Origin of the sequence: Cupriavidus sp. UME77, assembly GCF_014170355.1 — a bacterium.
In the GTDB taxonomy this organism is placed as follows: Bacteria; Pseudomonadota; Gammaproteobacteria; order Burkholderiales; family Burkholderiaceae; genus Cupriavidus; species Cupriavidus basilensis.
Map to the genome: position 1 here is coordinate 1 of NZ_LZZU01000035.1, position 26,798 is coordinate 26,798.

General features: G+C 66.9%; 25 protein-coding genes. 13 read left to right on the forward strand and 12 right to left on the reverse strand.

Annotation, left to right across the window (positions count from 1 at the left end; genetic code table 11):
- From A9975_RS13365 to A9975_RS13375, 3 genes are all read right to left on the reverse strand, one after another.
- Positions 1-251, reverse strand: a 251-nt coding sequence (locus A9975_RS13365; protein WP_183033202.1) for a hypothetical protein, incomplete at its 3' end; no start/stop codon positions are given.
- 126 nt (positions 252-377) lie between these two features.
- The gene (locus A9975_RS13370; RefSeq protein ID WP_183033203.1) at positions 378-1,745 is read right to left on the reverse strand and encodes an NTP/NDP exchange transporter; all 1,368 of its coding nucleotides are present in this window, start codon (positions 1,743-1,745) and stop codon (positions 378-380) included.
- A gap of 7 nt (positions 1,746-1,752) precedes the next feature.
- Positions 1,753-2,688, reverse strand: a complete 936-nt coding sequence (locus A9975_RS13375; RefSeq protein ID WP_183033204.1) for an aldo/keto reductase — start codon at positions 2,686-2,688, stop codon at positions 1,753-1,755.
- 140 nt (positions 2,689-2,828) lie between these two features.
- Between A9975_RS13375 and A9975_RS13380 the strand changes: the two genes are divergently transcribed.
- The 7 genes from A9975_RS13380 (at position 2,829) to A9975_RS13410 (ending at position 8,800) form a co-directional block, all read left to right on the forward strand.
- Positions 2,829-3,293 (forward strand): DUF3995 domain-containing protein, encoded by a 465-nt coding sequence (locus A9975_RS13380; protein ID WP_183033205.1) that lies wholly within the window; start codon positions 2,829-2,831, stop codon positions 3,291-3,293.
- Between the two features lie 165 nt (positions 3,294-3,458).
- Entirely contained in the window at positions 3,459-4,649 is a 1,191-nt protein-coding gene (gene pobA / locus A9975_RS13385; protein ID WP_183033206.1) for a 4-hydroxybenzoate 3-monooxygenase, read from the forward strand.
- A gap of 79 nt (positions 4,650-4,728) precedes the next feature.
- Positions 4,729-5,595 carry a branched-chain amino acid ABC transporter permease gene (locus A9975_RS13390; RefSeq protein ID WP_183033207.1) on the forward strand — a complete coding sequence of 289 codons (867 nt, stop codon included), beginning with the start codon at positions 4,729-4,731 and terminating at the stop codon, positions 5,593-5,595.
- Positions 5,592-6,617 carry a branched-chain amino acid ABC transporter permease gene (locus tag A9975_RS13395; protein ID WP_183033208.1) on the forward strand — a complete coding sequence of 342 codons (1,026 nt, stop codon included), beginning with the start codon at positions 5,592-5,594 and terminating at the stop codon, positions 6,615-6,617. Before A9975_RS13390 ends, A9975_RS13395 begins: the two co-directional genes overlap by 4 nt.
- A complete protein-coding gene (locus A9975_RS13400) occupies positions 6,614-7,366 on the forward strand; it encodes an ABC transporter ATP-binding protein (RefSeq protein ID WP_183033209.1) in 753 nt (250 codons plus the stop codon). The genes A9975_RS13395 and A9975_RS13400 overlap by 4 nt, the downstream gene beginning before the upstream one ends.
- Complete coding sequence (locus tag A9975_RS13405) at positions 7,359-8,060, forward strand: ABC transporter ATP-binding protein (RefSeq protein ID WP_183033210.1); 702 nt, start codon at positions 7,359-7,361, stop codon at positions 8,058-8,060. Before A9975_RS13400 ends, A9975_RS13405 begins: the two co-directional genes overlap by 8 nt.
- Positions 8,061-8,194: 134 nt before the next feature.
- On the forward strand, positions 8,195-8,800 hold the full coding sequence (locus A9975_RS13410) for a DUF6869 domain-containing protein (protein ID WP_183033211.1): 606 nt from the start codon (positions 8,195-8,197) through the stop codon (positions 8,798-8,800).
- On the opposite strand, the gene A9975_RS13415 is transcribed toward A9975_RS13410, so the two are convergent.
- Positions 8,781-9,956 carry an ABC transporter substrate-binding protein gene (locus A9975_RS13415; RefSeq protein ID WP_183033212.1) on the reverse strand — a complete coding sequence of 392 codons (1,176 nt, stop codon included), beginning with the start codon at positions 9,954-9,956 and terminating at the stop codon, positions 8,781-8,783. The two genes, A9975_RS13410 and A9975_RS13415, sit on opposite strands and share 20 nt — an antisense overlap.
- Before the next feature lie 197 nt (positions 9,957-10,153).
- Here A9975_RS13415 and A9975_RS13420 point away from each other — a divergent pair, with 197 nt between their 5' ends.
- Positions 10,154-10,714 carry an NADPH-dependent FMN reductase gene (locus A9975_RS13420; RefSeq protein WP_220810736.1) on the forward strand — a complete coding sequence of 187 codons (561 nt, stop codon included), beginning with the start codon at positions 10,154-10,156 and terminating at the stop codon, positions 10,712-10,714.
- 69 nt (positions 10,715-10,783) lie between these two features.
- Here the strand turns inward: A9975_RS13420 and A9975_RS13425 are convergent, their stop codons facing one another.
- From A9975_RS13425 to A9975_RS13440, 4 genes are all read right to left on the reverse strand, one after another.
- Complete coding sequence (locus A9975_RS13425) at positions 10,784-12,328, reverse strand: methyl-accepting chemotaxis protein (RefSeq protein WP_183033213.1); 1,545 nt, start codon at positions 12,326-12,328, stop codon at positions 10,784-10,786.
- A 201-nt stretch (positions 12,329-12,529) separates the two neighbouring features.
- The gene (locus A9975_RS13430; RefSeq protein WP_370564576.1) at positions 12,530-12,937 is read right to left on the reverse strand and encodes an SRPBCC family protein; all 408 of its coding nucleotides are present in this window, start codon (positions 12,935-12,937) and stop codon (positions 12,530-12,532) included.
- A gap of 167 nt (positions 12,938-13,104) precedes the next feature.
- Entirely contained in the window at positions 13,105-13,536 is a 432-nt protein-coding gene (locus tag A9975_RS13435) for an HU family DNA-binding protein (RefSeq protein WP_183033215.1), read from the reverse strand.
- Positions 13,537-13,813: 277 nt separating this feature from the next.
- Positions 13,814-14,572, reverse strand: a complete 759-nt coding sequence (locus A9975_RS13440; protein WP_183033216.1) for a Coq4 family protein — start codon at positions 14,570-14,572, stop codon at positions 13,814-13,816.
- Between the two features lie 181 nt (positions 14,573-14,753).
- On the opposite strand from A9975_RS13440, the gene A9975_RS13445 reads away from it, so the two are divergent.
- The gene (locus A9975_RS13445; protein ID WP_183033217.1) at positions 14,754-15,458 is read left to right on the forward strand and encodes a Crp/Fnr family transcriptional regulator; all 705 of its coding nucleotides are present in this window, start codon (positions 14,754-14,756) and stop codon (positions 15,456-15,458) included.
- Positions 15,459-15,484: 26 nt separating this feature from the next.
- On the opposite strand, the gene A9975_RS13450 is transcribed toward A9975_RS13445, so the two are convergent.
- Genes A9975_RS13450 through A9975_RS13460 form a run of 3 tightly spaced genes read right to left on the reverse strand, consistent with a single transcriptional unit; the run spans position 15,485 to position 20,733 of the window.
- Entirely contained in the window at positions 15,485-18,286 is a 2,802-nt protein-coding gene (locus tag A9975_RS13450; protein ID WP_183033218.1) for an Hsp70 family protein, read from the reverse strand.
- A 9-nt stretch (positions 18,287-18,295) separates the two neighbouring features.
- Positions 18,296-20,143, reverse strand: a complete 1,848-nt coding sequence (locus tag A9975_RS13455) for an Hsp70 family protein (RefSeq protein ID WP_183033219.1) — start codon at positions 20,141-20,143, stop codon at positions 18,296-18,298.
- Positions 20,140-20,733 (reverse strand): DUF2760 domain-containing protein, encoded by a 594-nt coding sequence (locus A9975_RS13460; protein ID WP_183033220.1) that lies wholly within the window; start codon positions 20,731-20,733, stop codon positions 20,140-20,142. The genes A9975_RS13455 and A9975_RS13460 overlap by 4 nt, the downstream gene beginning before the upstream one ends.
- A 343-nt stretch (positions 20,734-21,076) precedes the next feature.
- Between A9975_RS13460 and A9975_RS13465 the strand changes: the two genes are divergently transcribed.
- Both A9975_RS13465 and A9975_RS13470 read left to right on the forward strand, forming a co-directional pair.
- On the forward strand, positions 21,077-21,295 hold the full coding sequence (locus tag A9975_RS13465; RefSeq protein ID WP_043355000.1) for a hypothetical protein: 219 nt from the start codon (positions 21,077-21,079) through the stop codon (positions 21,293-21,295).
- 287 nt (positions 21,296-21,582) lie between these two features.
- On the forward strand, positions 21,583-23,820 hold the full coding sequence (locus A9975_RS13470; RefSeq protein WP_183033221.1) for an NADP-dependent isocitrate dehydrogenase: 2,238 nt from the start codon (positions 21,583-21,585) through the stop codon (positions 23,818-23,820).
- A 118-nt stretch (positions 23,821-23,938) separates the two neighbouring features.
- On the opposite strand, the gene A9975_RS13475 is transcribed toward A9975_RS13470, so the two are convergent.
- Positions 23,939-24,940, reverse strand: a complete 1,002-nt coding sequence (locus A9975_RS13475; RefSeq protein WP_183033222.1) for a tripartite tricarboxylate transporter substrate binding protein — start codon at positions 24,938-24,940, stop codon at positions 23,939-23,941.
- Positions 24,941-25,202: 262 nt separating this feature from the next.
- Between A9975_RS13475 and A9975_RS13480 the strand changes: the two genes are divergently transcribed.
- Complete coding sequence (locus A9975_RS13480; protein WP_183033223.1) at positions 25,203-25,721, forward strand: sigma-70 family RNA polymerase sigma factor; 519 nt, start codon at positions 25,203-25,205, stop codon at positions 25,719-25,721.
- Complete coding sequence (locus A9975_RS13485) at positions 25,721-26,767, forward strand: FecR domain-containing protein (protein ID WP_183033224.1); 1,047 nt, start codon at positions 25,721-25,723, stop codon at positions 26,765-26,767. The genes A9975_RS13480 and A9975_RS13485 overlap by 1 nt, the downstream gene beginning before the upstream one ends.
- Positions 26,768-26,798 lie beyond the last annotated feature (31 nt).

A 26,798-nucleotide genomic window follows, 5' to 3' on the forward strand; every position in this document is an offset into this window, starting at 1 on the left:
GGCGATTGCGGGGCCGGAGGCGGTGGCGCAGCGTCGGCGCCCGGGGCGGCCTGCGGCGGCGCCTTCTTGTGATGGTGCTTGTGCTTATGCTTCTTGTGGCGCGCAGGCTGGGCTGGCATGGGCGTTGCCGTGGCGCGCTCGCCCTGTGGCTGCTGCGGCTCGGGCGGTGCCAGCTGGGCGTGGGCAATGCCGCCCAGGGCAAGGGCGGCTGCCAGCGCGGCTGCCTTGAGGCTTGGAATTCCGGGTTTCATCGGTGCTCCTCAAAAAATAATCCGTCACAACAGTCACAATTATTCGCACTGTGACGGTGGATGCGGTGTAGGACAAAGCCTGATTTGCGTATCTTGTTTGTAGCTCCCCCGCATCAGCTAGCCCACTTAAGCGCCGCTGCCATCACGCGGCACGGGCGTCATGCCGGCGCGGACCGCCGCCGGGGCGTTCCCGGCGTGGCCTTCATGTTGCCGGCCAAGCCACCATCCCAGCCACGCCCATCCCAGCGCCAGCGCAGCGCCGGTGCACGCCACCACGGCCGGGTGGCCGGAAAGCCCGTCGATGGCAGTCTTGAACCACGCACTGACGGCATCGCCGGCACGATAGACGGCGGTGTCGATCACGTTCTTCGCCTTGTATTTGGTCTCGGCATCCACCACGGTAAACAGCATCTCCCGCCCCGGGCGCAGCAAGGCGTATTCCCCCACGCGGCGCAGGATCATCACGGCGGCCAGCACGCCAAAGGTGGGCCACAGCGCCAGCACCAGGAAGCCAGCCGCCACCGCCAGCGGCACCGCCGTGAGCAGGGAGGTCACGCCATAGCGCCTGGCGATGCGCCCCGACAGGAACACCTGCACCAGGATGGTCAGTGCCTGCACAATGGCATCGATGGCGCTGAACACCTGGGTCTGCTGCGTGCGGCTAGGAAAGGTCTGCGCCATCAGCCTGGCTTGCTCGAAGTAGAGGAACGTGCTGGCCGTGGCCAGCAGGATCACGAACAGGCTGATGCCAAGCAGGTAGCGGGACTGCGCCACCAACGTCAATCCCGCCCAGAGCCCGCCCCCGATGGGCCGGGCCGGGTCTTGCGCCGGCACCGGATCGTCCGCCACCGGCACGCCCGCGCCGGAGCGCTTGCGCCAGCCGAACAGGTAACCCACGCCGGGCAGCGTGGCCGCGAGCAGCGCGGCCGACAGCACCATCAGCCCGGTCAGGCCGATGCGCGTCACCAGCCAGCCGCCCAGCAGCGGGCCGGCCAGGCCGCCCGCGCTGGCGCCGGCGGCCAGCAGGCCGAACAGCCGGCGCGCCTGGCCGGGGCGGAACACGTCCGCCATCAGGCTCCACGCCACCGACACCACGAACAGGTTGAACACCGATAGCCAGACGTAGAACACGCGCGCCAGCCAGATGTTGTCCGGCGCGCCACGCGTGGCCACGGCAAAACCCAGCAGGTTGGCGATAAAGAACGCATAGACCCAGGGCACGAAACGCCGGCGGGGCAGCCGCGCGCTGCACAAGCCATAGAACGGGATGGCCACCAGCATGACCACAAAGGTGGCGGTGAACAGCCATTGCAGGTTTTGCACGCCGCCGGCGATGCCCATGGTCTCTCGCACCGGGCGCAGCATGAAGTAGCTGGCGAACAGGCAGAAGAAGAACAGGAAGCCAGCCGCGACGGCGCTGCCTTCACCTGGCCGGATGCCGAGTCCGTGCCGGGTAGCCTGCTTGGGCGCAGCGGAGTTTGTGGGGTTTGCCATGAAGGGCTCAGGCGGCCAGCAGCGCGGCAATGCGCTCGCGCTGGCGGGCATCGGGCATGCGGCCAAGGCCCGCGCCAAGGTTGTCCTGCATGTTGCGGGGCTTGGACGTGGCGGGGATCGCCGCCGTCACCGCGGGGTGGCTGACAATGAATTTCAGGAAGATCTGGCCCCAGGATGCGCAGTCGATCTCGCCGGCCCAGGGCGGCAGCGGCCGGTCCTTGACGACGCGGAACAGGTGCCCGTCCTGGAACGGGCGATTGACCAGCACGGCTACGCCGCGCTCCTGGCACAGCGGCAGCAGCACGCGCTCGGCATTGCGCTCGGCCAGGGAATAGTTCAGCTGCACAAAATCCAGGCGTTCGCTGCGCACGATCTGCGCCAGCGCCTCATGCGCGTCCTCGCGGTAGTGGGTGATGCCGACATAGCGCGTCTTGCCCTGATCCTTCAGTTGGCGTGCAAAGCGCAGGTTGTCGCGCCAGTCGATCAGGTTGTGGACCTGTAGCAGATCCACGGTATCGCTATGCAGGTCGCGCAGCGACTGTGTCCATTGCGCCTGCGCCGGGCCGCCGGCCGGGCTGGATATCTTGGTGGCCAGGAAGACCTTGCCGCGGGCATTGGCGTCGCGCAGCAGGTCGCCGGTGACGCCTTGCGCGCTGCCATAGCTGGGCGCGGTGTCTATCACCGGGCCGGACGTTTGCAGCAGCAGGGCCAGGACCTCGGCCAGCGGGGCGCGTTCGGCGCGTTCCGTTCCCACGTTGAAGGTATCGGCCGTGCCCATGCCGATCACAGGCAGGGTTTCGTGGCCGCCGGGCAGTGCCCGGCGCAATGGCCCGGCAGCGGGCGGCGCCGCGAGCGTGCTGCCGGGCCAGGTGCCACAGGGCAGGCTAAGTGCGGCGGCAAGGCGCACGCCGTGGCCAAGAAAACGGCGTCTATCGGATGACATGACGATCTCCTTGCTGCTGGGCCTGGAACCTGGCGGCCGGGGCTGCGGCATTTAGTCACTGCGCACCGCGCAGCGGCCCGGCTAGCTTATGCTGTTGCCCCGATCCGTATCATATTCTCACAGATAAGAAACCTGCCGCCATGATCGCCCTGCTAGTCGCCTGCACCTACCTCTTGCTTGCCGGTGTGCATGTCTACTGGGCGCTGGGCGGGCACCTGGTAAAGGATGCCGCCGTTCCCCGTGTGCCCCGCAAGGTGGCCGCCGGCGACATTGCGCCGCCGGCAACGGCGAGCGCGATGGTGCCCGCCTTTACGCCCTCGCGCACGGGCACGCTGCTGGTGGGCATTGGCCTGGCGGCGGTGGCCTTGATGGTGGCGGCGCGCGCCGGGTTGGCCACGGCGCCTTGCACCGGGCCTGTCCTGCAATGGGCCATCGGCCTGGTCGCCCTGGCCATGCTGGCCAGGGCGGTGGGTGATTTCCGGCTGGTCGGCTTCTTCAAGCGCATCACCGGCTCTTCGTTCGCCTGGCTGGATACGTGGGTCTATTCCCCGCTGTGCCTGGCGCTGTCCGCCGGCCTGGCGTATGTGGCAATCCTCCCGCCCTGAGCGGCGCCGCATTCCTGGCAGCCGCATGCGCTGTATCGCAAGAACCCCCGATTGCAAAATGAAGTGGCGCGTCTGACAATGCCCTGCACCAGAGGCCGGGCGCTGCCGCCACGGCCCATCCGGCGGGCCAGGCCAGCAACGATAAACGGGAGGCGGGAGACCACGATGCGCACCCAGGTCGCGATCATCGGCGCCGGGCCGGCAGGCCTGCTGCTGGGCCATCTGCTGCACCGCGCCGGTGTCGATGCCGTGGTCATCGAGGACCGCAGCCGCCAGCATGTGGAAGGACGCATCCGGGCGGGCGTGCTGGAGCAGGGGACGGTCGACCTGCTGGTGGCGTCCGGCGTGGGCGAGCGCCTGCAGCGCCAGGGCCTGCGCCACCATGGCATCGACCTGCTGTTCAACGGGGGCCGGCACCACATCGACCTGTCCGGGCCAACCGGCGGCCGTGCCATTACCGTGTACGGCCAGCACGAGGTGGTCAAGGACCTGATCGCCGCGCGCCTGGCGGATGGCGCGGCCATCTTGTTCGAAGCCAGCGGCGTGGCCCTGCATGGCGTCGACAGCAGCAAGCCCAGCGTCACGTTCACCCACGGCGGCAAGCGCCACACGCTGCATTGCGATTTCATCGCCGGTTGCGATGGTTTTCATGGGGTCTCGCGCGAGGCAATTCCGCCGGCTGCGCTGCAGGTGTTCGAGCGGCGCTATCCGTTTGCGTGGCTGGGCATCCTGGCCGAGGCCGCGCCCGCCGCGCAGGAACTGATCTACGCCAGCCATGCGCGCGGCTTTGCGCTGTTTTCGATGCGCTCGCCGCAGATCACGCGGCTCTACCTGCAATGCCGCCCCGACGAGGATCTCGCCCAGTGGCCCGACGCACGAATCTGGCAGGAACTGCACGCCCGCCTGGAGACCGGCGACGGCTGGCGGCTCAACGAGGGTCCCGTGCTGCAGAAGGGCGTAACGCCCATGCGCAGCCACGTGGTGGAGCCCATGCAATACGGCCGGCTGTTCCTGGCCGGCGATGCTGCTCATATCGTGCCGCCCACCGGCGCCAAGGGCATGAACCTGGCCGTGGCCGACGTGCGCACGCTGGCGCGCGCATTGGCCGCGCACTATGGCGAGCGCCGCGACGACCTGCTGGCGGCATACTCCGCCACGTGCCTGCGGCGGGTCTGGCGCGCTGAGCATTTTTCCTGGTGGATGACCGCGTTGCTGCATCGCTTTCCCGACCAGACCCCGTTCATGGCGCGGCTGCAGCAAGCCGAGCTGGAATACGTTGCCGCTTCGCCCGCGGCCGCCGCGGCTCTCGCGGAAAACTATGTCGGGCTGCCATTCACCGCCTTCGAGGGCCATTGAGTGCCGGTCCCGATCGCCATACAGGAGATGTCATGACAAAGCTTGGTTGCCTGCCACCGTGGCCGGGGGAGGGCCGGCGATGATCGCCAGTTTCCTCGGCGTGCTGTTTGACGGGCTGGCCTATGGCTGCCTGCTGTTCCTGATCAGCGTAGGGCTGTCGGTGACCATGGGCTTGATGAATTTCGTCAACCTGGCCCACGGCGCGTTCGCCATGTTCGGCGGCTACGTGGCGGTGGTGCTGATGACCCGGGCCGGCGTGCCCTTCCTGGCGACGCTGCCGCTAGCCTTCGCGGGGGCCGCGGCGGCGGGCTGGGTGCTGGAGCGCACCCTGTACCGGCGCCTGTACCGCGCCAGCCATCTTGACCAGGTGCTGTTCTCGATCGGGCTGACCTTCATGGCGATCGCGGGGGCCACCTACGTGTTCGGGCCGGGCCAGCAGCCAGTGGCGCTGCCCGCCTTCCTGCTGGGCCAGGTGCGCGTGGCGGGCCTGGACCTTGGGGCCTATCGCCTGTTCCTGATCGGGGTGGTGGTGGTCATTACCGCGGCGCTGGGCTGGCTGGTGGCGCGCACGCGCTTTGGCGCGCAGGTGCGCGCGGCGGTGGACAACCAGCAAGCGGCGCGCGGCCTGGGCATCAATGTGGAACGGGTATTCAGCCTGACCTTCGCGCTTGGCTCCGGGCTGGCCGGGCTGGGTGGCGGGCTGGGCATCGACGTGCTGGGGCTCGATCCGTCGTTCCCGCTCAAGTACATGGTGTATTTCCTGCTGGTGGTGGCGGTGGGCGGCGCGGGCACCATCCGCGGCCCGCTGGTGGCGGCGCTGCTGCTGGGCGTGGCCGATGTGGCTGGCAAGTATTACGTGCCGGCGGTGGGTGCCTTTGTCATCTATGCACTGATGGTGCTGCTGCTGGTACTGTTTCCGGCTGGTCTCTACGGGAGGCGGGCATGAGCGCTGTTGACGAGATGCCGAGCCGCGCGAGCGAGCGGCGCACCCATCTGCCCCATCTGCCCGACGGCCGCTGGCGCGTTGGCGAGATCGTGTTCTGGCTGGTGCCGGTGGCAGTGTTCTTCCTGTTGCCCGGCTACCTGATCCTTGGCAGCCAGGTGCTGATCACCGGGCTCTTCGCACTGTCGCTGGATTTGCTGCTGGGCTACGCTGGGATCGTCTCGCTGGGCCATGCGGCCTTCTTCGGCCTGGGCGCCTACACCGCCGGGCTGCTGGCCGCGCATGGCTGGGGCGAGCCGGTCTCGGGCCTGCTCGCGGCCGGCGCGGTGGCCGGCCTGGCGGGGTGGCTGGCGAGTTTCCTGGTGGTGCGCGGCGGGGACCTGACGCGGCTCATGGTCACGCTGGGCATCGGGCTGATGCTGTTCGAAGCGGCCAACAAGGCGGCCTTCCTGACCGGCGGCGTGGACGGTTTGTCGGGCGTCACCATGGCGCCGTTGCTCGGGCGGTTCGAGTTCGACCTGTTTGGCAAGACCGCCTACCTTTACAGCCTGGTGGTGACGTTCTTGTTGTTCGTGCTGGTGCGCAGGCTGGTGGCTTCGCCCTTCGGGCTGTCGCTGCGCGGCATGCGCGAGGGCGCGCGCCGCATGCCGGCGCTGGGTGTCGACGTGCCGCGCCGCCTGGGCGCGGTGTTCGCCGTGGCGGCGGCGCTGGCCGGCGTGGCCGGTGGGCTGCTGGCGCAGACGACGCAGTTCGTCGGCATGGATGTGCTGGGCTTCCCGCGCTCGGCGGAACTGCTGGTGATGCTGGTGCTGGGTGGCGCGGGCCGCTTGTACGGCGCGCTGCTCGGGGCGGCTGTGTTCATGGTCGCGCAGGATGTGCTGGCGGGCATCAATCCGGTGTACTGGCAGTTCTGGATTGGCCTGCTGCTGGTGGTGATCGTGCTGTTTGCGCGCGGCGGGCTGATGGGCGCGCTGGATGCCTTGCGCCGCGCCATGCGCCGCAAGCCGGGAGGCGAGCGGCCATGACGAGGTTGTTGCGTACCGAGGGATTGTCCAGGTCCTGGGGCGGGTTTGCCGCCAACAGCGACATCTCCCTGCAGTTTCCGCCGGGCGCCCGCCATGCGCTGATCGGGCCTAACGGCGCCGGCAAGACCACCTTCATCAACCTGCTCACCGGCGCCTTGCCGGCCAGCAGCGGCAGCATCTGGCTGGGCGACGAAGATATCACGCAATTGCCCCAGCACGCACGGGTGCGGCGCGGCATGACCCGGACCTTCCAGATCAACACCTTGTTCCCCGGCCTGACGGTGCTCGAATCCGTGGTGCTGGCGGTGGCAGAGCGCAGCGGCGCCACCCGGATCTGGCACCGCACCGTGGCTTCTCAGCGGGCACTGGCCGACGAGGCCATGGCGGTGCTGGCCAGCCTGCGCCTGCATACCGAGGCCGATACCGAGACGCGCAGCCTGCCATACGGCAAGCAGCGTCTGCTGGAAATCGCCCTGGCGCTGGCCACCCGGCCCGCCATCCTGCTGCTGGACGAGCCAGCGGCGGGCATCCCGGCCGGGGAGAGCGCCGAGCTGTTCGGCGTGATCGCCGGCTTGCCGCGCGACATCACCATCCTGTTTATCGAGCACGACATGGACCTGGTATTCCGCTTTGCCGAGCGCATCACGGTGCTGGTGGGTGGCCGCGTGCTGACCGAGGGCACGCCCACCGAGATCGGCGCCGATCCCCGCGTCAGGGAGGTATACCTCGGGGAGGCCGCCCATGACTGAACTGCTGCGGGTGCAGGGGCTGAGCGCGGGCTATGGCGACGCCGTCGTGCTCGACGGCATCGACCTGGCGCTGGACGCCGGCGACAGCCTGGCCTTGCTGGGCCGCAACGGGGTGGGCAAGAGCACGCTGCTGATGACGTTGATGGGCCTGACCCGGCAGCGGCGCGGCAGCCTGTCCTGGCGCGGGCGCGACCTGGCGCGGCTGGCGGCGCACCAGCGCGCCGCCGCCGGCCTGGGATGGGTGCCGCAGGAGCGCTGCATGTTCCCATCCCTGACCGTGGAGGAACACCTGACGGCGGTGGCGCGACCGGGCCACTGGAATGTCGCTCGGGTCTATGAAGTCTTTCCCCGGCTGCACGAACGGCGCACAAACCTGGGCAACCAGTTGTCAGGGGGCGAGCAGCAGATGCTGGCCATTGGCAGGGCGCTCATGGTAAACCCGGCCCTGCTATTACTCGACGAGCCGATGGAGGGATTGGCGCCTATTATTGTTCAGGAATTGCAGCATGTGATCCGCCGCTTGATCGAGGAAGGCGGCATGGCTGTGATCGTGGTGGAGCAGCACGCTCGCCTGGCGCTTGGCATGACGCGGCGCGCGATGGTGCTCGATCGCGGCAAGGTAGTGTTTGAGTCGACCAGCACGGAGCTGCTGGCGGACAAGGGCAGTCTGGACAGGTTGCTGACGGTTGCCTGAGCAACCCCGGTATGGTCAACCGGCGGCAGGCGATTGGCGGCGAACGTTGGCGAACATTGGCGGCCGTCGGCGGCCACACCGCCTTCGGCCCTCGGCAGTGCCCATTTTTCGCAGGCGGGTAGTTACGGGGAACTATGGAAACCCATGAGCAGAATCGGCTCGTCAACGCCTATATCCAGCGTTACAGCCGCTACGACCCGGCCATTGGCCGGCACGAGGTGCGCTCGTTCTGGGTCTGGCAGGCTTGCGACTGGCTCGGCGTCAACGACCCCGAAGGGTTATGGCGGCTGGTGCTGGAAGTCCTGGCCCGCACCGATAGTCCCCGCGTCCTTGGCGCGCTCGCTGCCGGCGAACTGGAAGACCTGATCGAATACCACGGCCCGGCCTTCATCGGCCGCATCGAGCAGGAGGCCGCGCGCGCTCCACGCTTTCGCCGCCTGCTGTGCGGCGTCTGGCGCAGTTCCACGCCCGAGGTCTGGGCGCGGGTGCTGGCCGCCAGCGACAGCAATTTCAACGATGTGCCGCAGCGCGCGATGTGGATATGCTACGAGCATCGTGGCTGGGATGCGCAGGGCGCGCCGGCGCAGCCCGATGGCGAGGCTGGCCTGTCTCGCGAGGCCCACAGGCAGCCCGCCCGTGTCGTGCCATCGCCGTCGCCGACGCAGTTCCGGCAGCGTGAAGGCGCGATGCATGCAGACTCGCCGCATCACGCCGCCTGGCCTACTTCCCCGGATCCTTGACGTTGTCGAATTTGTCGAACTCCACGTTGTAGAGCTCGCCGCCAACCTTTTCCACACGCCGGATATAGACGGTCTGGACCACGTCGCGGGTGTCCGGGTCGATCATGATCGGGCCGCGCGGGCTGGCGATCTTCATGCCCTTGAGCGCCGCGACGAACTTGTCGCCGTCGGTGGCGCCGCCGGTCTTCTTCAGCGCATCGTAGATCGCGCGCATGCCGTCGTAGGCGGCCACGGCCATGAAGTTAGGCCGGCCGGCGCCAGGGTTGGCTTCGGCAAAGGCTTTCAGGAAGGCCTTGTTCTCGGGCGAATCGTGCGCCATCGAGTAATGGAACGACGTGATCACGCCCAGCGTGGCGTCGCCCATGGCCGGCAGCACGTGGTCGTCGGTCAGGTCACCGGTGGCGATCACACGGATGCCCGCCTCGGCCAGGCCGCGCTCGCGAAAGCCCTTCATGAACGCCACGCCTTGCTCGCCGGCGGGCAGGAACAGGAACACCGCCTCCGGCCTGGCGTCCTTGATGCGCTGGATGAACGGCGCGAACTCCGGGTTGCGCAGCGGCACCCGGATCGATTCGACCACCTGTCCGCCGCCGCCGATGAAGTTGGTCTTGAACGCGGTCTCCGCGTCGATCCCAGGCGCGTAGTCCGCCACCAGCGTCACTACCTTGCGCACCTTGTTCTTGATGGCCCAGGTGGCCATCGGCGCCGAGATCTGCGGCAAGGTCATCGACACCCGCGCGATATACGCCGATTTGGTGGTGATCGAGGACGAGGCCGCGTTGAATATCACCATCGGCTTCCTGGCCTGCTCGGCAATCGGCGCCACCGCCAGGGCCTCGGGCGTGAGGCCGAAGCCGGCCAGCACGTCGACCTTGTCGCGCACCACCAGCTCTTGCGCCAGCCGCTTGGCCACATCCGGGGCCGGGCCCGTGGTGTCCTTGCTGATGATCTGCACCTTGCGTCCCGCCACGGTATCGCCATTGAGCTTCTGGAACGCCTTGATGCCGCCTTCCATCTGCTTGCCATAGTCGGCAAAGCTGCCCGAGAAGGGCGCGATCAGGCCGATCCTGACGGGATCGGCGGCGTGGGCGAGCGAAGGCGCCACGGCAAGCACGCTGCAAGCCGCGAGGGCACGCAGCAAGGGGGCAAAGATCATCGATGGTCTCCTGGTCGAGTGCGCTCTGGTCCCGGAAAGGGGCTGGGCGGGTGCCGGCGCGGGGCACTGGCAGAGGAGTTTAGGGGGCGGGGCGGTTTGGTGCAATCGGGGCTTGCGCAAAGGGCTGCGGGCAGCCACGCGCATTCGGCATAGAATGCGCGCTGGCTCAGACACCACCCATGCGGTGCAAATCGGCAATGATGAAAGTACTTGCGCTATCCGGCAGCCTGCGGGCTGTGTCCATCAATTCCGCGCTGCTGCGCGCGGCCGCGCGGCTGGCGCCAGCGAATGTGTCGGTGGCCGTGTTCAGCGGCCTTGGGGCGTTGCCGCTGTTCAACCCGGACGACGAGGCTTGTCCGCATGCCAGCGTCACACGCTTGTTTGCCGAGGTGGCGCAAGCGGACGCGCTGCTGATCGCAAGCCCCGAGTACGCGCACGGCGTGACCGGCACGATCAAGAATGCACTGGACTGGCTGGTGGGTTACGAGCCGTTCGCCTACAAGCCGGTCGCCGTGCTCAATGCATCGCCGCGCGCGCACCATGCCGATGCGGCACTGCGCGAGACCCTGAAGACGATGGCCGCCGTCATCATCGAGCCGGCGTCGATCACCGTGCCATTGCTGGGCGCCAGGCTCGATGAGGATGGCATGGTATCGACGCCGGGCATTGCCGCTGCCATTCAAGAAGCGCTGGTGGCACTGTACGATGCCGTCGTCCTTCACAAGACGACGGCAGTTGCCACATTTCCGCTTGCGTGACGGGCAAGCGGCTGGCGGCGCGCCATAGGCGGATCAGGGGGATCAGGGGGATCAGGAGGGGCGGGCGGTTCAGGCAGCCACGAGGCGGAACGTGGATACCGCTTCCTTCAGGCGCTGGGCCTGCTCTTCCAGCGATCCCGCGGCTGCCGCGGCTTGCTCCACCAGTGCGGCGTTCTGCTGCGTCACCGTGTCCATCTGCGTGACGGCCTGGTTGACCTGCTCGATGCCGGCGCTCTGCTCGGCCGAGGCGGCGCTGATCTCGCCCATGATGTCGGTCACACGCTTTACCGCGCCCACGATCTCATCCATGGTCTGGCCGGCCTTGGTGACCAGCTGCGAGCCCTTTTCCACGCGCTCGACCGAGTCACCGATCAGCGACTTGATCTCCTTGGCGGCGGTCGCGCTGCGCTGCGCCAGGCTGCGCACCTCGCCGGCCACCACCGCAAAGCCCCGGCCTTGTTCGCCCGCGCGGGCGGCTTCCACCGCGGCGTTGAGGGCGAGGATGTTGGTCTGGAAGGCGATGCCCTCGATCACGGCGATGATGTCGACCACCTTGCGCGAGGCGCCGTTGATCTCCTGCATGGTGTCGACCACCTGGCCAACCACCGCGCCGCCCTTGATCGCGATCTCGGAGGCGTTGACGGCGAGCGAGCTGGCCTGCTTGGCGTTGTCCGCGTTCTGGCGGACGATGCTGGTCAGTTCCTCCATGCTGGAGGCCGTTTCCTGCAGTGACGACGCTTGTTCTTCCGTGCGCTGGGACAGGTCCGTGTTGCCTGCGGCGATCTGGCTCGTGCCGGACGCAATGGATTCGGTGCCGGTGCGCACCTGGGTCACGATGCGCAGGATGTTGCCATTCATGTCGCCCAGGGCGCGCAGCAGCTGGCCAGTCTCGTCCTTGCTATCCGAGCGGATGTGGCTGGTCAGGTCGCCAGACGCCACCTTGCGTGCGAAGCCCACGGCGCGATGCAGCGGCGCGGTGATGCCGGCGGTCAGCCATACCGAGAACGCCACGCCAATGGCCAGCACCAGCACGCCAAGCGCGATCAGGCGATTGCGCGCGGAGAGGTAGATGTCGTTGATCTCCAGTGCGGTCTGGTCAATGCTGGCGCGCTGGATATCCAGCAGCTTCTGGATCTCGGCAAGATAGGCGTTGCCGGCGGGCACGAACTCGCTCTCGAGCACCTGGTTGGCTTCCTCGGTCTGGCCGGCTTCCTTGAGCTTGGTGATCTTGTCACGCGAGTCGTTGTACGGCTTGCGCACGATCTGGATCGTCTTGAATGCCGCCTTTTCCGCGTCGGAGGACAGCATCGGCTCGATCTTGTCGCGCAACGCCGCGATGGCGTCGACCGATCCCTTCGTCTCGGCGGCGAAGAACGCGCCCAGGCTCGGATCGGCACTGCGCGCCACCGCGGTGGTGCGGCGCACGCTCGTATGCATCAGGCGATACCAGTCGCTGACGACGCGTTCCTTGGCCAGCGGCTGCTGCATCATGTCGTGCGTGTGGCTGGCCACGTCCTGCAGCCCCAGGATGCTGAACACGGTCATGAGCGTTGACAGCAGCAGCACCACGCCAAAGCCAATGCCAAGGCGTACCCCAATTCCAAGATTCTTCATTTTCTTCTACCTGAATGGAAATAATAAGGCGGCGAAATGCTGGCCCATAGGACCCGGATTCGCTCTGTTGTCAGCCGCGCCGTTTGTCGCGAACGCATCTGCGGACTATGGTGAATATCGGCTGTTGAGGTGGGAACTTGAGTGGCGGGGCTTGTCGCCCGGCCGGCAGGCCGCGAGAGCGGCCTGGCGAGGATGGTGTGCTCAGGCGGATTCGCGCTGGCTCTGCAGTGCCAGCCGCTTCCAGTTTCGCGCGGCATAGGCATGCGCCTGGCGCAGCGCCGCCCAGAGACCGACGAGCCTGATGTCCTTGAGCAATCCCGTGGCTTCGAACTCGGTCGTGCGCCGCACCCGTGTCCTGCCATCGCCCAGCGGCTCCAGGCTGAAGGTGTCGATCAGCTTGCCGACCCAGGCCCGGCACCAGACTGTGCTTTCCTGCATCTGGTACTGCAGCAGCCGGTCCGGCTCCAGTTGCAGGATGCGCTGGTTGATGGTGCCCCGGTCCGTGGTGCATTGCCGCGTATTACCGACCGCGGCGACGCCCTCCAGGACGCGGCAGCTCATTGGCTTTGGAATTCCCAGCCAGAACAGCAGCGGGCGCGACGCATCCATGCGGGCATGAAGGAAGTGCGGCCAGACATGCCGTGGCTCGCACTCAAAAATCCACTCGGACCTGATCTTCATCGCGTGTGCTCGATATCGGGTATTGACCTGCAATGCAAAAAGGGAGCCACGCGGGCTCCCTTTTGTTCCAGCTGCGTTCTGCTTGCCTGTTCGGCTTACAGCGCGGCGTCCTTCAGCTTCTTCATCGGGCGAACCTTGACCTTGACGGTCGCCGGCTTGGCAGCGAACCATTGGTCTTCGCCGGTGAACGGGTTCTTGCCGAAGCGCTTCTTGGTGGCGGCAACCTGGGTTGCCACGACCTTGAACAGGCCCGGCAGGGTGAATTCGCCGGCGCCCTTCTTGTGCACCGCGCTCAGGATGGTGTTTTCCAGATGGAGCAGCACGGTCTTGACCGTCTTGGCATCCAGTTCAGTCTGGGCCACCAGGTGGGCCACCAGGCTGGACTTGTTGAACGTGTCCTTCAGGGGTTTCACCGCCGGCGCGGCCGCTGCGACCTTCTTTGCCGGAGCCGCCTTCTTTGCCGGCGCCGCCTTCTTGGCGGCAGGCTTGGCGGTGGTCTTTACGACAGCATTTGCTTTGGTAGCCATGGATTATGGAGTCTTGTGTTCGTTGAATGACGCTTGCTGCCGACGGCAGCAAGCGCATGGGGAGCATAGCATTCCCGGTGGCGCCTGCCAAACGCCTGCAATCACATTAGAGAATGGACAATGCTCTCGATCCCGGCTGCGGAAGTTATTGATGGATGCGAGATGCAATTTTTATCGATGCGCCGGATGTGATTGATAAAAAGCGAAATTCGCCAGAATCGCAGCAGGAGCGCCCATACGCGCATAGCCCCAAAGGCCCAAAGGCAGCGCCCGGAGCTTAGTCGGAAGACAGCGATTGCGAAGCCGCGCCCTGGGGCTGGCATTGCGCGGCCTTGCTGGCCGCCTGGTACACCACGGGTTCGAGAATGCCCAGCCGCGCGCGCGCCGCCTCGAGCGGCTCATGCAGCAGCGTCTCGTAGTCCTCGGCCATCAGCCACTTCGCCTTGCGTCCATGCCGATACCCCTCGACGACGGCGCGCAAGTACGCGGTGTTGCCGGTCTTGCGCAGGCTCTGCAAGGCGGTAGCAACGGCGATGAATGCCCAGCCGAGGGCGCCGGTCTGCGCGTAGCTGAACGCCACCAGCGCCGCTTCGCCCATGTTCTCGTTGGCCTTGTAGCCGGTCAGCACATGCCAGATATCGTGGATGTCGCGGGTTCGCCTGCCGAACCAGGCGTAGGGATCCTCGACCAGCGGCTCGCTGTTGAGGTTTGAAATCGCGGCAAGTCCGGCGGCGCTGTAGCCCGTTTGCTCCAGGAACGCGCGGTAGGCGGCGCCGAGCGTGCCGGGCGCGAAGCTGGCGATGAACGCCGGGTCGGAGAAGCGCTCCGTCAGTTCAACGCGAAGATAAGCCAGCCGCCGCCCGCTCGTGGTCCTCAGGAGCCGCGCGTAGTTCTTCGGCGCGGACGGCCCGTTGAGGGCGCGCATGATGAGAAATACTTGCGTGGTGTCGTCTCCGTTTGCCAGCAGCTTGCGGATCGCACGGAATGCGGCTGGAAGGTCACGCTTGTAGAGAGCGGGGGAGGTCGCTATGTCCATTGCCTCGTTCCTCTTATCGGGTTTGTTGCTGCGGTCGTTGCCGGGATGGCGAAGTCGCCGGTGCTTCGGGTCTTCCGGGTTTCCGGGGTTTTCATCCCGGTCCTCGATTGCAATGAGCGATCTTTGCAGGGAACGGCCGACTACAATGTCGCCTTCCTGACATAAGACTAAGATTGGCGCTGTGTCAAAGTCATCCACCCCCGAAGACCACCTCGCCGCCCTGCGATCCAGCGTATGGTTCGCCGGTCTTGCCGCCGATTTTCAACGGTGGATCGTGGCGCACGCCAAGGTCAGGTCGCTGGCTGCGGGCCAGCGCCTGTTCGCGCACGGGGACCCGGCGGATGGCCTGTACTTTGTGGTCGCTGGCGCCATCCGCATGACCAGTTCCTCAGCCGATGGCAAGGAGGCACTGCTGGCTTTCGCGGAAACGCCGCAATGGTTCGGCGAGGTTGCCTTGTTTGACGCCTTGCCGCGAGCCCACGATGCCTGGATCGAGACCGACGTGGTGCTGCTGCATATCGGCCAGCAGGATGCGGTGCGGTTTCTCGACGAAAATCCAGTGCACTGGAAAGCGGTGGGCCTGCTGATGGCTCCAAAGCTCAGGCTGGCGTTTGAAGCGATTGAGTCGTCAGTGCTCATGCCCGTGCCGGTCAGGCTGGCGCGCCGCTTGCTGGCCATCGCCGGGGGCTATGGCGAGCGCCATGGCTTGAGCAAGCGGGTGATCAACGTGCAGCAAGAGCAACTCGGCTTGATGCTGTCGGTTTCCCGGCAAACAGTGAACCAGATCCTCAGGGATTTCGAGGCGCAGGGGCTGGTGCAGCGCACGCGCGGGTCCATCGAGATCCTGGATCTCGCGTCGCTGCGAAGATTCGCGGAGGTCGGCTAGGCCAAGCCGGCCCGCCGGGATTGCACTCAGGTCACGATCAGCGTCAACCCCGCTGGCAGCGACTCGCCAAAGACCCGTCCTTCATCGGCCTCATCGAGTTCCACCGTTGCGCGCACCATGTCGATCCAGCTGCGTGGCGCGTTGGCGGCCTCGAGCCGGCTGACCACGCGCATGCGGATCTCCAGCGGCAGGTCCCGTGACCGGTCCCCCGTCATGCGGGCGATCTGCACGGCGGCGAACGCGCCCGGCTCGACCTTCTTCCAGTCGAGCGCAAGAATCTGCTCCAGCCATTGCGAGCCAACCTCTGGCGGCACGACGCTGTGCGCGCTGCCGTAGAACGGCCGGCGCGCGCCGATACGGCCCACGGCCCACCAGCTTTGAGGGTTCTCCGACGGCTTCTTGAGCCGCGTGAGCAGCCACTCGGCAACTTCGATCTTGCGCTCGACGGGCACGCGTTCCAGCGATCCCGCGAGCCGCACCATGTCGGCGTAGCCTGACTTGGCGGCGCCGGCGGGGCGCTTGTAGCGCGCCGTGCCAGGGGGTTGCAGGTAGAAGGCGATGTCGTCCAGCAAGCGCAGCTGCGCGCTTTCGTCCAGGCCGCCGGCGGTGCGGCGCCACAGCGTCCACCATTCCGACCAGATCTGGCTCTCGTTGACGTACTGGATGCCTTGCTCGAACAACGACCAGAGCTGCCCGGCGCGCCACTCGTCCAGCGGGTAGCCGAACCCAGGCCGCATGCAATAGCCGGCGAGGTTGAGCCAGAGGCGTTCATGGTCTGCCGTGCGGCGGCGGCGGCGCGCGCGTTCCCACAACGTGCCGAACAGGGCGCGCAGCAGCGCGCTGTCCCATTGGTCGCGCGCGCCCAGCAGTTGCTCCAGTTGCGCGCGCAGGCGCTTGACTTCCTTGGGGCCAACGTCTTGCGAGCGGGCGCCAAAGGTGCGGTCGATGCATTCGATGGCCTGGGCCAGGGAGGGATGCGGGGCCTGGGTCGCCGTGTCCGCCGCTGGGGCATCGCCGCGCAGCTGGAACTCGAGCAGCCAGCGCTGCGCAGGATCGGCGATCTCGCTGCAGTGCACTTCCAGCGTGCCGACTTCGGTGAGCGATGTGGTGAGCTGCACCAGCGTCTCGCGTGCGTCGCTGGCGCCGCGCGGTTGCACCACGGTGGCGAGCGGCGGCAGGCGGACGAAATCGCCGCTGGCGAGGTCGGCCAGTTCGCCCGGCTGATAGGGCGTGTCGGCGACGGAGGAGACCAGGTGGAAGCGCACCGGATGCCCGAGGCGCAGGGAGAAGGTGCGGTCCTTGAGATGGATCTCCTTGCCGTCTTCGGTGCCGCGCGGCAACAGGCAAATGCCGCGCTGTGCCTGCGCGGCGTCACCGTTGTCCAGCACGAGGAAATAGCTGCGCGGCGAGCCCCCGCCGATGCGCGGCGCATGCCCGGCGCGGGCCAGCGCGAACGCCACCGCGCCACGGGCGACCGCTACGTCGGGGTTGTCGTTGTGCAGCACATGCAAGGGCGCTCGGCGCCAGGCGCCAAGCGTGCTCGACAAACGCCCCGTCAGCGCCTCGGCGCGGAACACGCCGCCGTTGAGCAGCAAGGTGTCGGGCATCGGTGGCGCGTCGTCTGGCGCTTGCGTTGCATCCTGTGCGTTCGCGATGCGCGACTGGGCTGCGTGCTGGCCCAGGAAGGCCGCAACGTGCCGGGTGATTGCCGGGTCGGCCGCATAGGGCAGGCCAAATTCGACGATGCCGCCCCGTGAACGCCCCGGTCTCTCGCCGGCCGGAACGGCTGGGAAAAACCCCTCGACAATGATTTGCTCGATCTCCTGTCGGGTGACTTCGACGGAGCGCGCGCCGCCGATCAGCCGGGAGCCCGAACCGAGCAGCGTGATCGTGACCGCGTCGGGCGCCTGCGCGCTGAGCAGTTGCTCTTTGGCGGCACGGCACCGCTCGACCAACTGGGACAGGCTGCCCGCCGACAAGCGCGAGTGCGCCGTGGCGATGCGCGACTCGACCAGATGCGCGAGGGCGAGGTCCATGTTGTCGCCGCCGAGCATCAGGTGGTTGCCAACCCCGATCCGGGTCAGTTGCGGCTGGCCGTCCTGGACCTCCACCTTGATCAGGGTCAGGTCGGTGGTACCGCCGCCCACATCGCAGATCAGCACCAGCCGCGTTTGCGCCAGGTCGGCCGCTAGCGTTTCGCGATGATGGAACACCCAGTCATAGAACGCCGCCTGGGGCTCCTCCAGCATGCGCAGCGCGGGCAGACCGGCCATGCGCGCGGCTTCCAGCGTGAGGGCGCGCGCGCCTTCATCGAACGAGGCGGGCACGGTGAGTACCACGTCCTGGTCCTCGAGCCGGGCATCGGGAAAACGGTGGTTCCATGCCGCGCGCACATGCGCCAGGTAGCTGGCGCTGGCCGCCACCGGCGACACCTTGCCGACTTCGTCGGCGGCGCCCCACGGCAGGATTGGCGCCACGCGGTCGACCGACGCATGCGACAGCCAGCTTTTGGCGCTGGCGACCAGCCTGCCCGGCACTTGCGCGCCCAGCGTGCGCGCAAGGCGGCCCACCACGACTTGGCCCAATGCGGCCCCGTCTGCCCCATCGGCCCCATCCGTAACATGCCACGGCAACTGCAGGTCGCTGGCGTTCAGCTCCCCTGGCGCCGCGTGGTACCGCACGGACGGCAGGAGCGGCCGCGTGGCCACCTCGCCCAGGCTCACCAGTTGATCGATGTCGAAGACGCGGATGTCCTCCGACCCTGCCTCGCCATAGGCGACGACCGTGTTGCTCGTGCCCAGGTCAATGCCGACGCTATACCGCTTCATGCAGGGCACTCAGGCATTCGCGCTGCCGCGCACGTCGAACTCGACCTTCCAGCGCTCGCCGGTGCCACGGGGCACGGCTTCCAGCTCCAGCGTGCCGGCCTCCGTGATGCGGGCATGCAGCTTCACCGGCACGACTTCGCCAGGCGTACGGCCCTCGGGCGGCAGCGTGGCCTGGATTTCATCGAGTTCTTGCAGGTCTTCGGGCCCCCAGAAGTCGAGCAGGGTGCCCACCTGGTCCTGGCGGCGCACCGACGACCCAAAGAAGCGGAAATGTACGGGTTCGCCGACCACGAGCCCGAATTCCTGCTCCGGCAACGGTGCCTCGGTGCCTTCTTCCATGCCGAAGGGCGCCACGCACAGCGCCTGGATGGGCGGCTCGAAGCCCGGGATGGCGGGCATCGCCGACTCCACCGCAATGTAGTAGGCCCGCGCGGTGCCGCCGCGAATGCGCACGCCCTTGCCGCGGCGCACGTAGCCGTAGTAGGCGGCGCCACGCGCGACGGCCAGGTCCAGGTCGGCGCCACCCAGCAGGCGGGCGGGGGCCGCGCCTTCCGCAGCGAGCCAGCCGTTGAGCGTCTGCAGGATGCGCTCGACCAGCAGGGCGGACTTGAACACGCCGCCATTGAACAGCACTGCCGTGGGATGCAGGAAGGTCGCGCCCTGCGCCGGCGTGCCTGCCAGGCCTTCCATCTCGGCCAACGCTGCCACCTGGCGGCCCAGGAATGCCGCCAGATGTCGCGTGATGGCCGGATCCTGCGCGTATGGCAGGCCCAGTTGCGTCAGCCCGGCGCGGGCCCGGCTGACCGGGCGGGCGGAGCCATCCACCTGCGGGAAAAAGCCTTCCAGGATGATCTGGGTGAGCTCGGCGCGGGTCAGCTCGGTGCGGATCGAGCCGCCGATAAGCTTGGAGCCGCGGCTCGGCACGACCAGCGGCACCGCGTCCGTGGCCGGGTCGGTGAGCAGGGTTTCCTTGGCGCCGCGGCAGGCATAGGTGAGCGCGCGCAGTTGCCACGGGTCGGCCTGCGTGCCTTGGGCCGCGAGCTTGCGCGCCACCACGTGGGCCAGCGCCAGGTCCATGTTGTCGCCGCCCAGCAGGATGTGCTCGCCGACGGCGACGCGGTGCAACTCCAGGTTGCCCTCGCGCTCGATCACCGCGATCAGCGAGAGATCGGTGGTGCCGCCACCCACGTCGACGACCAGGATGATGTCGCCCACCTTGACCTCTTTGCGCCACTGCCCACCGCTCTTCTGAATCCAGCTGTAGAGCGCCGCCTGAGGCTCCTCCAGTAGGGTCATGCGGGCATAGCCCGCGGCTTCGGCGGCTTCTGCCGTCAGTTCCCGCGCGGCCGGATCGAACGACGCGGGAATGGTGACGGTGATGTCCTGCTCACCGAACGGGGCGTCGGGATGCGCGTGGTCCCACGCTTCGCGCAGGTGCGAGAGATAGCGCACGGAGGTCTCTAGCGGCGACACGCGCGGCACTTCCGCCGGCGCGTCGTTCGGCAGGATCGCCGCGCGGCGGTCTACGCCGGGGTGGCACAGCCAGCTCTTCGCGCTCGATACCAGCCGGATCGGCGTGGCCGCGCCACGGCTGCGCGCCAGCTCGCCCACGGCGAAGTCCCGCGCGGCGTTCCACGGCAAGGCCAGGTCGCCTGGAGCCAGCTCGCTCGGATGCGGCAGGTACATAAACGACGGCAGCAGGTCGCAATCTTCGATAGCGCCTGGTGCGGTGAGCTGCGTGATGGGCAGGACGCCCTGGGTGGTCTTCTCGCCGTCACTGGCGGTGAGGTCGACGTAGGAGAGGGCGCAATGCGTCGTGCCCAGGTCGATGCCGATCGAGTAGCGCGGGTCGCTCATAGCTCGACCTCGGCCGGGGCGATCACGGTGGCGTCATGGCGCTCGGCCAGGCGGGGCAGGCGGACTTCCGCCACGCGCCAGCCACGGTGGCTGATGTTGCCGTTGAACGGTGCGCTGCCGACCACGTTGCCGGTCAGCCGGATGGCGGTGGCATCGAAGCCGTCGGGCACCGTCACGCGGCTGCCCTCGGCTTCCTCGCGCACCGGCCGGATGGTGAAATGCTCGCGCAGCACGGCGCGGCAGCCGTCATGCACCAGCCGGGCGGCGGCACCGATTTCCGTGTCGGAATAGCCGGCGATGTCTTCCTCGACAAAGTCGATGAAGCGCGCGTCGCGCTGGAGCAGGCCCAGCAACTGGAGCGCGGCCTCCGGGCTCGCTTCCTTCAGCGCGCTCGGGGCCGGTGCTGCCTGTGGCGCTGGTGCGGCCACGGGGGCAGGGACCGGTGCAGCGGGCGCTGGACCTGCGCCGGGCCCCTTGCCGTCACGCAGGCGCCGCACGCCCGCGGCAAGCTCGCGGTCGCCCAGGATGTTGAAAAACGTGCCCACGGCAAGGGAAATCCTGCCTAGGAAAGACATGTTCGAGTCGGTCATCAATGGCTCCAGATGTGCTCTGTTGAAGGACGAGCTGTCCCCTGGCGATGCTGTACTGGGCCCCTTGGCGCGGCGCAGGCGCCTGCCGGCTGGCAACGGCGTGGAGCGCGCAGGTGCGGGCTCGCCCGTCAGCATCTTGTTCTTCGGGCCCGGCCGGGCCGCTCAAGGCGGTATTTTGCCCTAAGGCGCCCATGATCCGGCCAATGCGGCCCACAAAGCGGCAGGACTCTCACCAATACCTCCCATGATGCCCGCCATGACTCGCCCTTACGCAGGGCGCTGGAGTAGCCTTTAATAGAGCAAAATAGAGCAAATGCCCGTCACAATCTGCATTGGAGCTGGGATGAAAGCGCTTTCCACCAAAGAACGGACGCGCAGGCGCCCGTCCGACAAGGTACTGAACGTTCTCGCGGCACTCGTAGGCCTGGTGACGCTTGCGGCCGGCATCGCCTGGCTCATCTACAAGTGGCGCGTAGATCTCGAAGTTCCTTACTTTGCCATTCCTCTGGTGCTGACGGTTCCCGTGATCGCTGCCGCCGCGTTCCGCAGCTTTTGGGACTAGTGCTGCGGTTTTGTGCTTGTTAGCCGGCTTTGGGCGTAGATAGGCCCGTTGGCCCGCAAGATGGGCGCAGCGAGGGGGCAAATGCCGGCGCGCCGTCCGCCCCTGCATGCGCCACGCGCCGCGAGCCTTGCCCCCCGCGCAAGACTTGCATTTTGCGATTGCGAAGCAAAAACCCCGTGTGGTTCAGACCCCCCTGGAGAAAATTCAGGCAAAATTCGGGCATTCCTGCCGGGCTGTGACCCAGCCGGTGGCGTTCTCCAACCTATTTCTTGATCCTGAGATAAGCAATGAGTACCCAGCAACCCACCATCATCTACACGCTGACCGACGAAGCTCCGCTGCTGGCGACCAGTGCCTTTTTGCCCATCATCCGCACCTTCACCGCCCCGGCCGGCATCAACGTGACGACCAGCGACATCTCGGTGGCGGGCCGTATCCTGGGCGAATTCCCCGAATTCCTGACCGAGGCACAACGCGTGCCCGACAACCTGGCCGAGCTGGGCCGGCTGACCCTGCAGCCGGACACCAACATCATCAAGCTGCCCAACATCAGCGCCTCCGTGCACCAGCTGGTCAGCGCGATCAAGGAACTGCAGGCCAAGGGCTACAAGGTCCCGGATTTCCCGGAAGACCCGAAGACCGATGCCGAGAAGGCCATCCGCCAACGCTATTCGAAGTGCCTGGGCAGCGCCGTGAACCCGGTCCTGCGCGAAGGCAACTCGGACCGCCGCGCGCCGGCAGCCGTCAAGAACTACGCACGCAAGAACCCGCACAGCATGGGTGAGTGGAGCATGGCTTCGCGCACCCACGTGGCGCACATGAAGCACGGCGACTTCTATCATGGCGAAAAGTCCATGACCCTGGACCGCGCCCGCGACGTCAAGATGGAGCTGGTCACCAAGAGCGGCAAGACCATCGTGCTCAAGCCGAAGGTGTCGCTGCTGGACGGCGAGATCATCGACAGCATGTTCATGAGCAAGAAGGCGCTGTGCGACTTCTACGAAGAGCAGATGGAAGACGCGCGCAAGACCGGCGTGATGCTGTCGCTGCACGTGAAGGCCACCATGATGAAGGTCTCGCACCCCATCGTGTTCGGCCACGCCGTGAAGATCTTCTACAAGGAAGCCTTCGAGAAGCACAGCAAGCTGTTCGACGAACTGGGCGTGAACGTCAACAACGGCCTGGTCAACCTGTACGACAAGCTGGAAAGCCTGCCGAGCTCGAAGCGCGAAGAAATCATCCGCGACATGCACGCTTGCCACGAACACCGTCCCGAGCTGGCGATGGTGGATTCGGCCAAGGGCATCTCCAACCTGCACGCGCCCAACGACGTGATCGTGGACGCCTCGATGCCGGCCATGATCCGCATCGGCGGCAAGATGTGGGGCGCCGACGGCCGTCCGAAGGACACCAAGGCCGTGATCCCGGAGAGCACCTTTGCCCGCATCTACCAGGAAATCATCAACTTCTGCAAGACCAACGGCAACTTCGACCCGGTCACCATGGGCACCGTGCCCAATGTCGGCCTGATGGCGCAGCAAGCCGAGGAATACGGCTCGCACGACAAGACCTTTGAAGTACCCGAGGCCGGCGAAGCGCGCATCGTTGACATCGCCACCGGCGAAGTGCTGCTGGTGCAGAACGTGGAAGAGGGCGATATCTGGCGCATGTGCCAGGTCAAAGACGCCCCGATCCGCGACTGGGTCAAGCTGGCCGTCACGCGCGCGCGCAACTCCGGCATGCCCGCCATTTTCTGGCTGGACCCGTACCGCCCGCACGAAGCCGAGATGATCAAGAAGGTCGAGACCTACCTGAAGGATCACGACACCACTGGCCTGGACATCCAGATCATGTCGCAAGTGCGCGCCATGCGTTACACGCTGGAACGCGTCATCCGCGGCCTGGACACCATCTCGGTGACCGGCAACATCCTGCGCGACTACCTGACCGACCTGTTCCCGATCATGGAACTGGGCACCAGCGCCAAGATGCTCTCCATCGTCCCGCTGATGGCCGGCGGCGGCATGTATGAAACCGGCGCGGGCGGCTCGGCGCCGAAGCACGTCAAGCAACTGGTGGAAGAAAACCACCTGCGCTGGGATTCGCTGGGTGAATTCCTGGCGCTGGCGGTGTCGCTGGAAGAACTCGGGATCAAGACCGGCAACGAAAAGGCCAAGATCCTGGCCAAGACGCTGGACGCCGCCACTGGCAAGCTGCTGGACAACAACAAGAACCCGTCGCCCAAGACCGGCCAGCTGGACAACCGCGGCAGCCAGTTCTACCTGGCCATGTACTGGGCCCAGGAACTGGCGGCACAGACCGACGATGCCGCCCTGGCAGCGCAGTTCGCGCCGCTGGCCAAGCAACTGACCGACAACGAGCAGGTCATCGTTGGCGAGCTGTCGGCCGTGCAAGGCAAGGAAGCGGATATCGGCGGCTACTACAAGCCCGACTTTGCCAAGCTGGACATCGTGATGCGCCCCAGCAAGACGCTGAACGCCGCGCTGGCAGCCGTCAAGGCTTAATCGATACAAGCCTGGCCGCCCTGTCACGCAGGGCGGCCGTCGGCGGCAGCCACGCCTTGGGAAAGGCGAGCCGCCATGCAAGCCCCGGGTACCTGGTAACAGGTGCCCGGGGCTTGTGCTATTCGAGCTTCACCTTGCCGTCCTTTGCGAGCCGACGATATTGCGTTATCTCGCCCTGCACGCGCCGGCGGAAATCCTCCGCGTTGCCGCGCATGACCCAGATCGACTGCCGCTGGAAGACCGCCTCCACGGAAGGGTCCAGAAGCACCCCCTGCAATTCCCTTTCCAGCCGTTCCACCACCGCTTGCGGCGTGGCGCGCGGCGCGGCAATGCCGAACCAGAATGCATTGGCGGGCATGGCGATGCCGAGTTCGGCAAAGGTTGGCACGCCCGGATACTGCGGGGAGCGCGTCCCGGCACTGATCGCCAGCGGGCGCAACTTGCCAGACTCGAGGTAAGGCTGGGCAACGGCGATGGGGTCGAGGCTCAGGTCGATCTGCCCGCCAATGACGTCGGCAAGGATCTGCGTGCTGCCGCGATATGACACGGGGGTGATGTCCGCATGCAGGTCGGCCTCGATCATGGCGCCCACAATGTATTGCGCGGTGCCCGGGCCGGTGGTGCCGTAGGTGACGGTGCCCGGTTGGGCGCTTGCGCGCGCCAGCATGTCCGCGAACGACTTGATGCCGGAGTCCGCACGGGTGGTGAGCATTACCGGCGCCTGCGCGATGATGCCGATCGGCGCCCAGGCGCCCTCCACCGGGATGGGCAGGCTGGTGCGCAGCGCGGGGAGCATGCTGAACGTGGTGGAACTGGCGAGCAGTAGCGTGTAGCCGTCGGCGGGCGCCTTGGCGACCTGCTCCGCCGCGATCATCGTGGAGGCACCCGGCCGGTTGTCGACTACCACGGGCTGGCCCAGTCGGCTGCGCAGCTTATCGGCAATGACACGGGCAATGATGTCGGTGGTGCCGCCCGCCGTGAAAGGGACCACCAGGTGCACAGTGCGCTGTGGGAATGCTTCCGGGCCGGTCGGTGTCTGCGGGCCGGGCACCGAGGCGGCCACCAGCAGCGAAGTGGTGACCAGCCGGCGCAACGGGTCTAAGGAAAAAAGCAGGTCCATGGGCAGGTCAACTGGCGTCGGGTAGCAGCACCTGCAGGCTGGCGTGCGCAGATAAAAATACGTTAAGCATCAAAAAATGGCGGGTATGTCTGGACTAGATGGCTTTGCCGGGCTATCGGGTCGATTTTACGTCAGATGCTGCGTTGCAATATGTGCGCCTGGCTGTGCTGTTGGTTGCACTAATTATTTCCATTGCCATATAATGCGAACCATTCTCATTTAAGTTTGGCCGTGCCAGACACTTCACTACGCAAGGGAAGCGATGGCCACCGCCGAATCCGCATTACAGCAGTCACAGCAGCATGTCCATGCCCTCTACAGCGACCATCATCGCTGGCTGCAGGGATGGCTGCGGCGTCAGCTTGGCAACGCGTTTGACGCCGCCGACCTGGCGCAGGATGTGTTTCTCCGCTTGCTCCACCGCGAGCCGTGCGATATCAGGGAACCGCGCACCTACCTGAGCACGATCGCGCGCGGCCTTGTCATCGAGCACTGGCGCCGCCGGGAGCTGGAGCTGGCCTGGCTGGAGACGCTGGCGCAACTGCCCGCGCCGCAGGCGCCGTCGCCCGAAAGCCGGCTGCTTTTCCTGGAAACCCTGATCGCCATCGACCGCATCCTGGATGCGCTGAAGCCGCAGGTGCGCAAGGCATTCCTGTGGGCCCAGCTCGAGGGGCTGACCTGCCGGCAGATCGCGGAGCGCCTCGGCGTGTCGCTGGCTACCGCCGAGCGCTATGTCGCGGCGGCGCTGCGCCATTGCTACAGCTTGCGTTTCGGTGGTTGATGCTCGTGAGTGATTCCGCAAGGCCAGGCGACCAAACGGCTTCGCCCGGGCCGGAAACCCCGATTCCCACGCGCATCGTCGACCAGGCCATCCACTGGATGGTCAAGCTCGACTTTAGCGAGGCCAGCGCCGGCACGCGCAAGGCATTCGCCCAGTGGCGCGACGCCAACCCGCTGCACGCGGTTGCCTGGCAACGCGTGCAGGCACTGCGCGGCGATTTCTCCGGCATGCCGCCGGCACTGGCGCTGCGTACCCTGCAGGCTGCCGACGCTCGGCGTGGCGTGGGCGGGCTAAAGCGCAGGCAGGTGCTCAAGGTGCTGGCATTGGCCGGCATCTCGGTGGTCACGGCGGCAAGCGTGCGCGAACTGGCGCCATGGCAGCGCTTGGTCGCCGACGCCAGCACGGCCACCGGCGAGCAGCGCACCATGCGCCTGGCCGATGGCAGCACCATCGTGCTCAACACCGATACCGCCATCGGTATCGCGCTGGGCACTGAGCGCCGTCTGGTCACGCTGCGGCGCGGGGAGATCCTGGTGACCACGGGACATGACGATGGCTTCGCGGCCGGCGGCGCAGCGGTGCGGCCGTTCTGGGTGCAGACGCCGTTCGGCAGCCTGCGTGCGTTGGGCACGCGCTTTGTGGTGCGGATCGAGGACGAACGCGCCCGCGTTACCGTGCAGGAGGGCGCCGTGGAACTGCACCCGGCTGCGGGTGGGGCGACCGGCGTAGCACGTGCAGGGACGACCTGGTGGCTCGCCAAGGCCGGCAGCATGCCGGCGCCGCCGCAGCCGTTCGAGGCGGACGGCTGGGCCGATGGCGTCATCGCTGGCAAGGACATGCGGCTGGCGGACGTGCTGGCCGAACTGTCGCGCTACCGCACCGGCCACATCGCCTGCGATCCGAGCGTGGCGGATCTGCGCATCTCCGGCGCCTATCACGTGCGCGACACCGATCGGGTGCTGCGCTTCCTGATGCAGGCGCAGCCGATTACCGTGGTCTATCGCACGCGCTTCTGGGTTTCGGTTGGCCCGGCGGGAGGGCGTTGATCCCATGCCGGGCTTATCCGAAAAAATATGT

Bases quoted from the DNA above. Each gene is read 5' to 3' on its own strand.
- A9975_RS13370 (WP_183033203.1), bottom strand. From the start codon at position 1,745: ATGGCAAACCCCACAAACTCCGCTGCGCCCAAGCAGGCTACCCGGCAC.
- A9975_RS13375 (WP_183033204.1), bottom strand. From the start codon at position 2,688: ATGTCATCCGATAGACGCCGTTTTCTTGGCCACGGCGTGCGCCTTGCC.
- A9975_RS13380 (WP_183033205.1), top strand. From the start codon at position 2,829: ATGATCGCCCTGCTAGTCGCCTGCACCTACCTCTTGCTTGCCGGTGTG.
- pobA (WP_183033206.1), top strand. From the start codon at position 3,459: ATGCGCACCCAGGTCGCGATCATCGGCGCCGGGCCGGCAGGCCTGCTG.
- A9975_RS13390 (WP_183033207.1), top strand. From the start codon at position 4,729: ATGATCGCCAGTTTCCTCGGCGTGCTGTTTGACGGGCTGGCCTATGGC.
- A9975_RS13395 (WP_183033208.1), top strand. From the start codon at position 5,592: ATGAGCGCTGTTGACGAGATGCCGAGCCGCGCGAGCGAGCGGCGCACC.
- A9975_RS13400 (WP_183033209.1), top strand. From the start codon at position 6,614: ATGACGAGGTTGTTGCGTACCGAGGGATTGTCCAGGTCCTGGGGCGGG.
- A9975_RS13405 (WP_183033210.1), top strand. From the start codon at position 7,359: ATGACTGAACTGCTGCGGGTGCAGGGGCTGAGCGCGGGCTATGGCGAC.
- A9975_RS13410 (WP_183033211.1), top strand. From the start codon at position 8,195: ATGGAAACCCATGAGCAGAATCGGCTCGTCAACGCCTATATCCAGCGT.
- A9975_RS13415 (WP_183033212.1), bottom strand. From the start codon at position 9,956: ATGATCTTTGCCCCCTTGCTGCGTGCCCTCGCGGCTTGCAGCGTGCTT.
- A9975_RS13420 (WP_220810736.1), top strand. From the start codon at position 10,154: ATGATGAAAGTACTTGCGCTATCCGGCAGCCTGCGGGCTGTGTCCATC.
- A9975_RS13425 (WP_183033213.1), bottom strand. From the start codon at position 12,328: ATGAAGAATCTTGGAATTGGGGTACGCCTTGGCATTGGCTTTGGCGTG.
- A9975_RS13430 (WP_370564576.1), bottom strand. From the start codon at position 12,937: ATGGATGCGTCGCGCCCGCTGCTGTTCTGGCTGGGAATTCCAAAGCCA.
- A9975_RS13435 (WP_183033215.1), bottom strand. From the start codon at position 13,536: ATGGCTACCAAAGCAAATGCTGTCGTAAAGACCACCGCCAAGCCTGCC.
- A9975_RS13440 (WP_183033216.1), bottom strand. From the start codon at position 14,572: ATGGACATAGCGACCTCCCCCGCTCTCTACAAGCGTGACCTTCCAGCC.
- A9975_RS13450 (WP_183033218.1), bottom strand. From the start codon at position 18,286: ATGAAGCGGTATAGCGTCGGCATTGACCTGGGCACGAGCAACACGGTC.
- A9975_RS13455 (WP_183033219.1), bottom strand. From the start codon at position 20,143: ATGAGCGACCCGCGCTACTCGATCGGCATCGACCTGGGCACGACGCAT.
- A9975_RS13460 (WP_183033220.1), bottom strand. From the start codon at position 20,733: ATGACCGACTCGAACATGTCTTTCCTAGGCAGGATTTCCCTTGCCGTG.
- A9975_RS13465 (WP_043355000.1), top strand. From the start codon at position 21,077: ATGAAAGCGCTTTCCACCAAAGAACGGACGCGCAGGCGCCCGTCCGAC.
- A9975_RS13470 (WP_183033221.1), top strand. From the start codon at position 21,583: ATGAGTACCCAGCAACCCACCATCATCTACACGCTGACCGACGAAGCT.
- A9975_RS13475 (WP_183033222.1), bottom strand. From the start codon at position 24,940: ATGGACCTGCTTTTTTCCTTAGACCCGTTGCGCCGGCTGGTCACCACT.
- A9975_RS13480 (WP_183033223.1), top strand. From the start codon at position 25,203: ATGGCCACCGCCGAATCCGCATTACAGCAGTCACAGCAGCATGTCCAT.
- A9975_RS13485 (WP_183033224.1), top strand. From the start codon at position 25,721: ATGCTCGTGAGTGATTCCGCAAGGCCAGGCGACCAAACGGCTTCGCCC.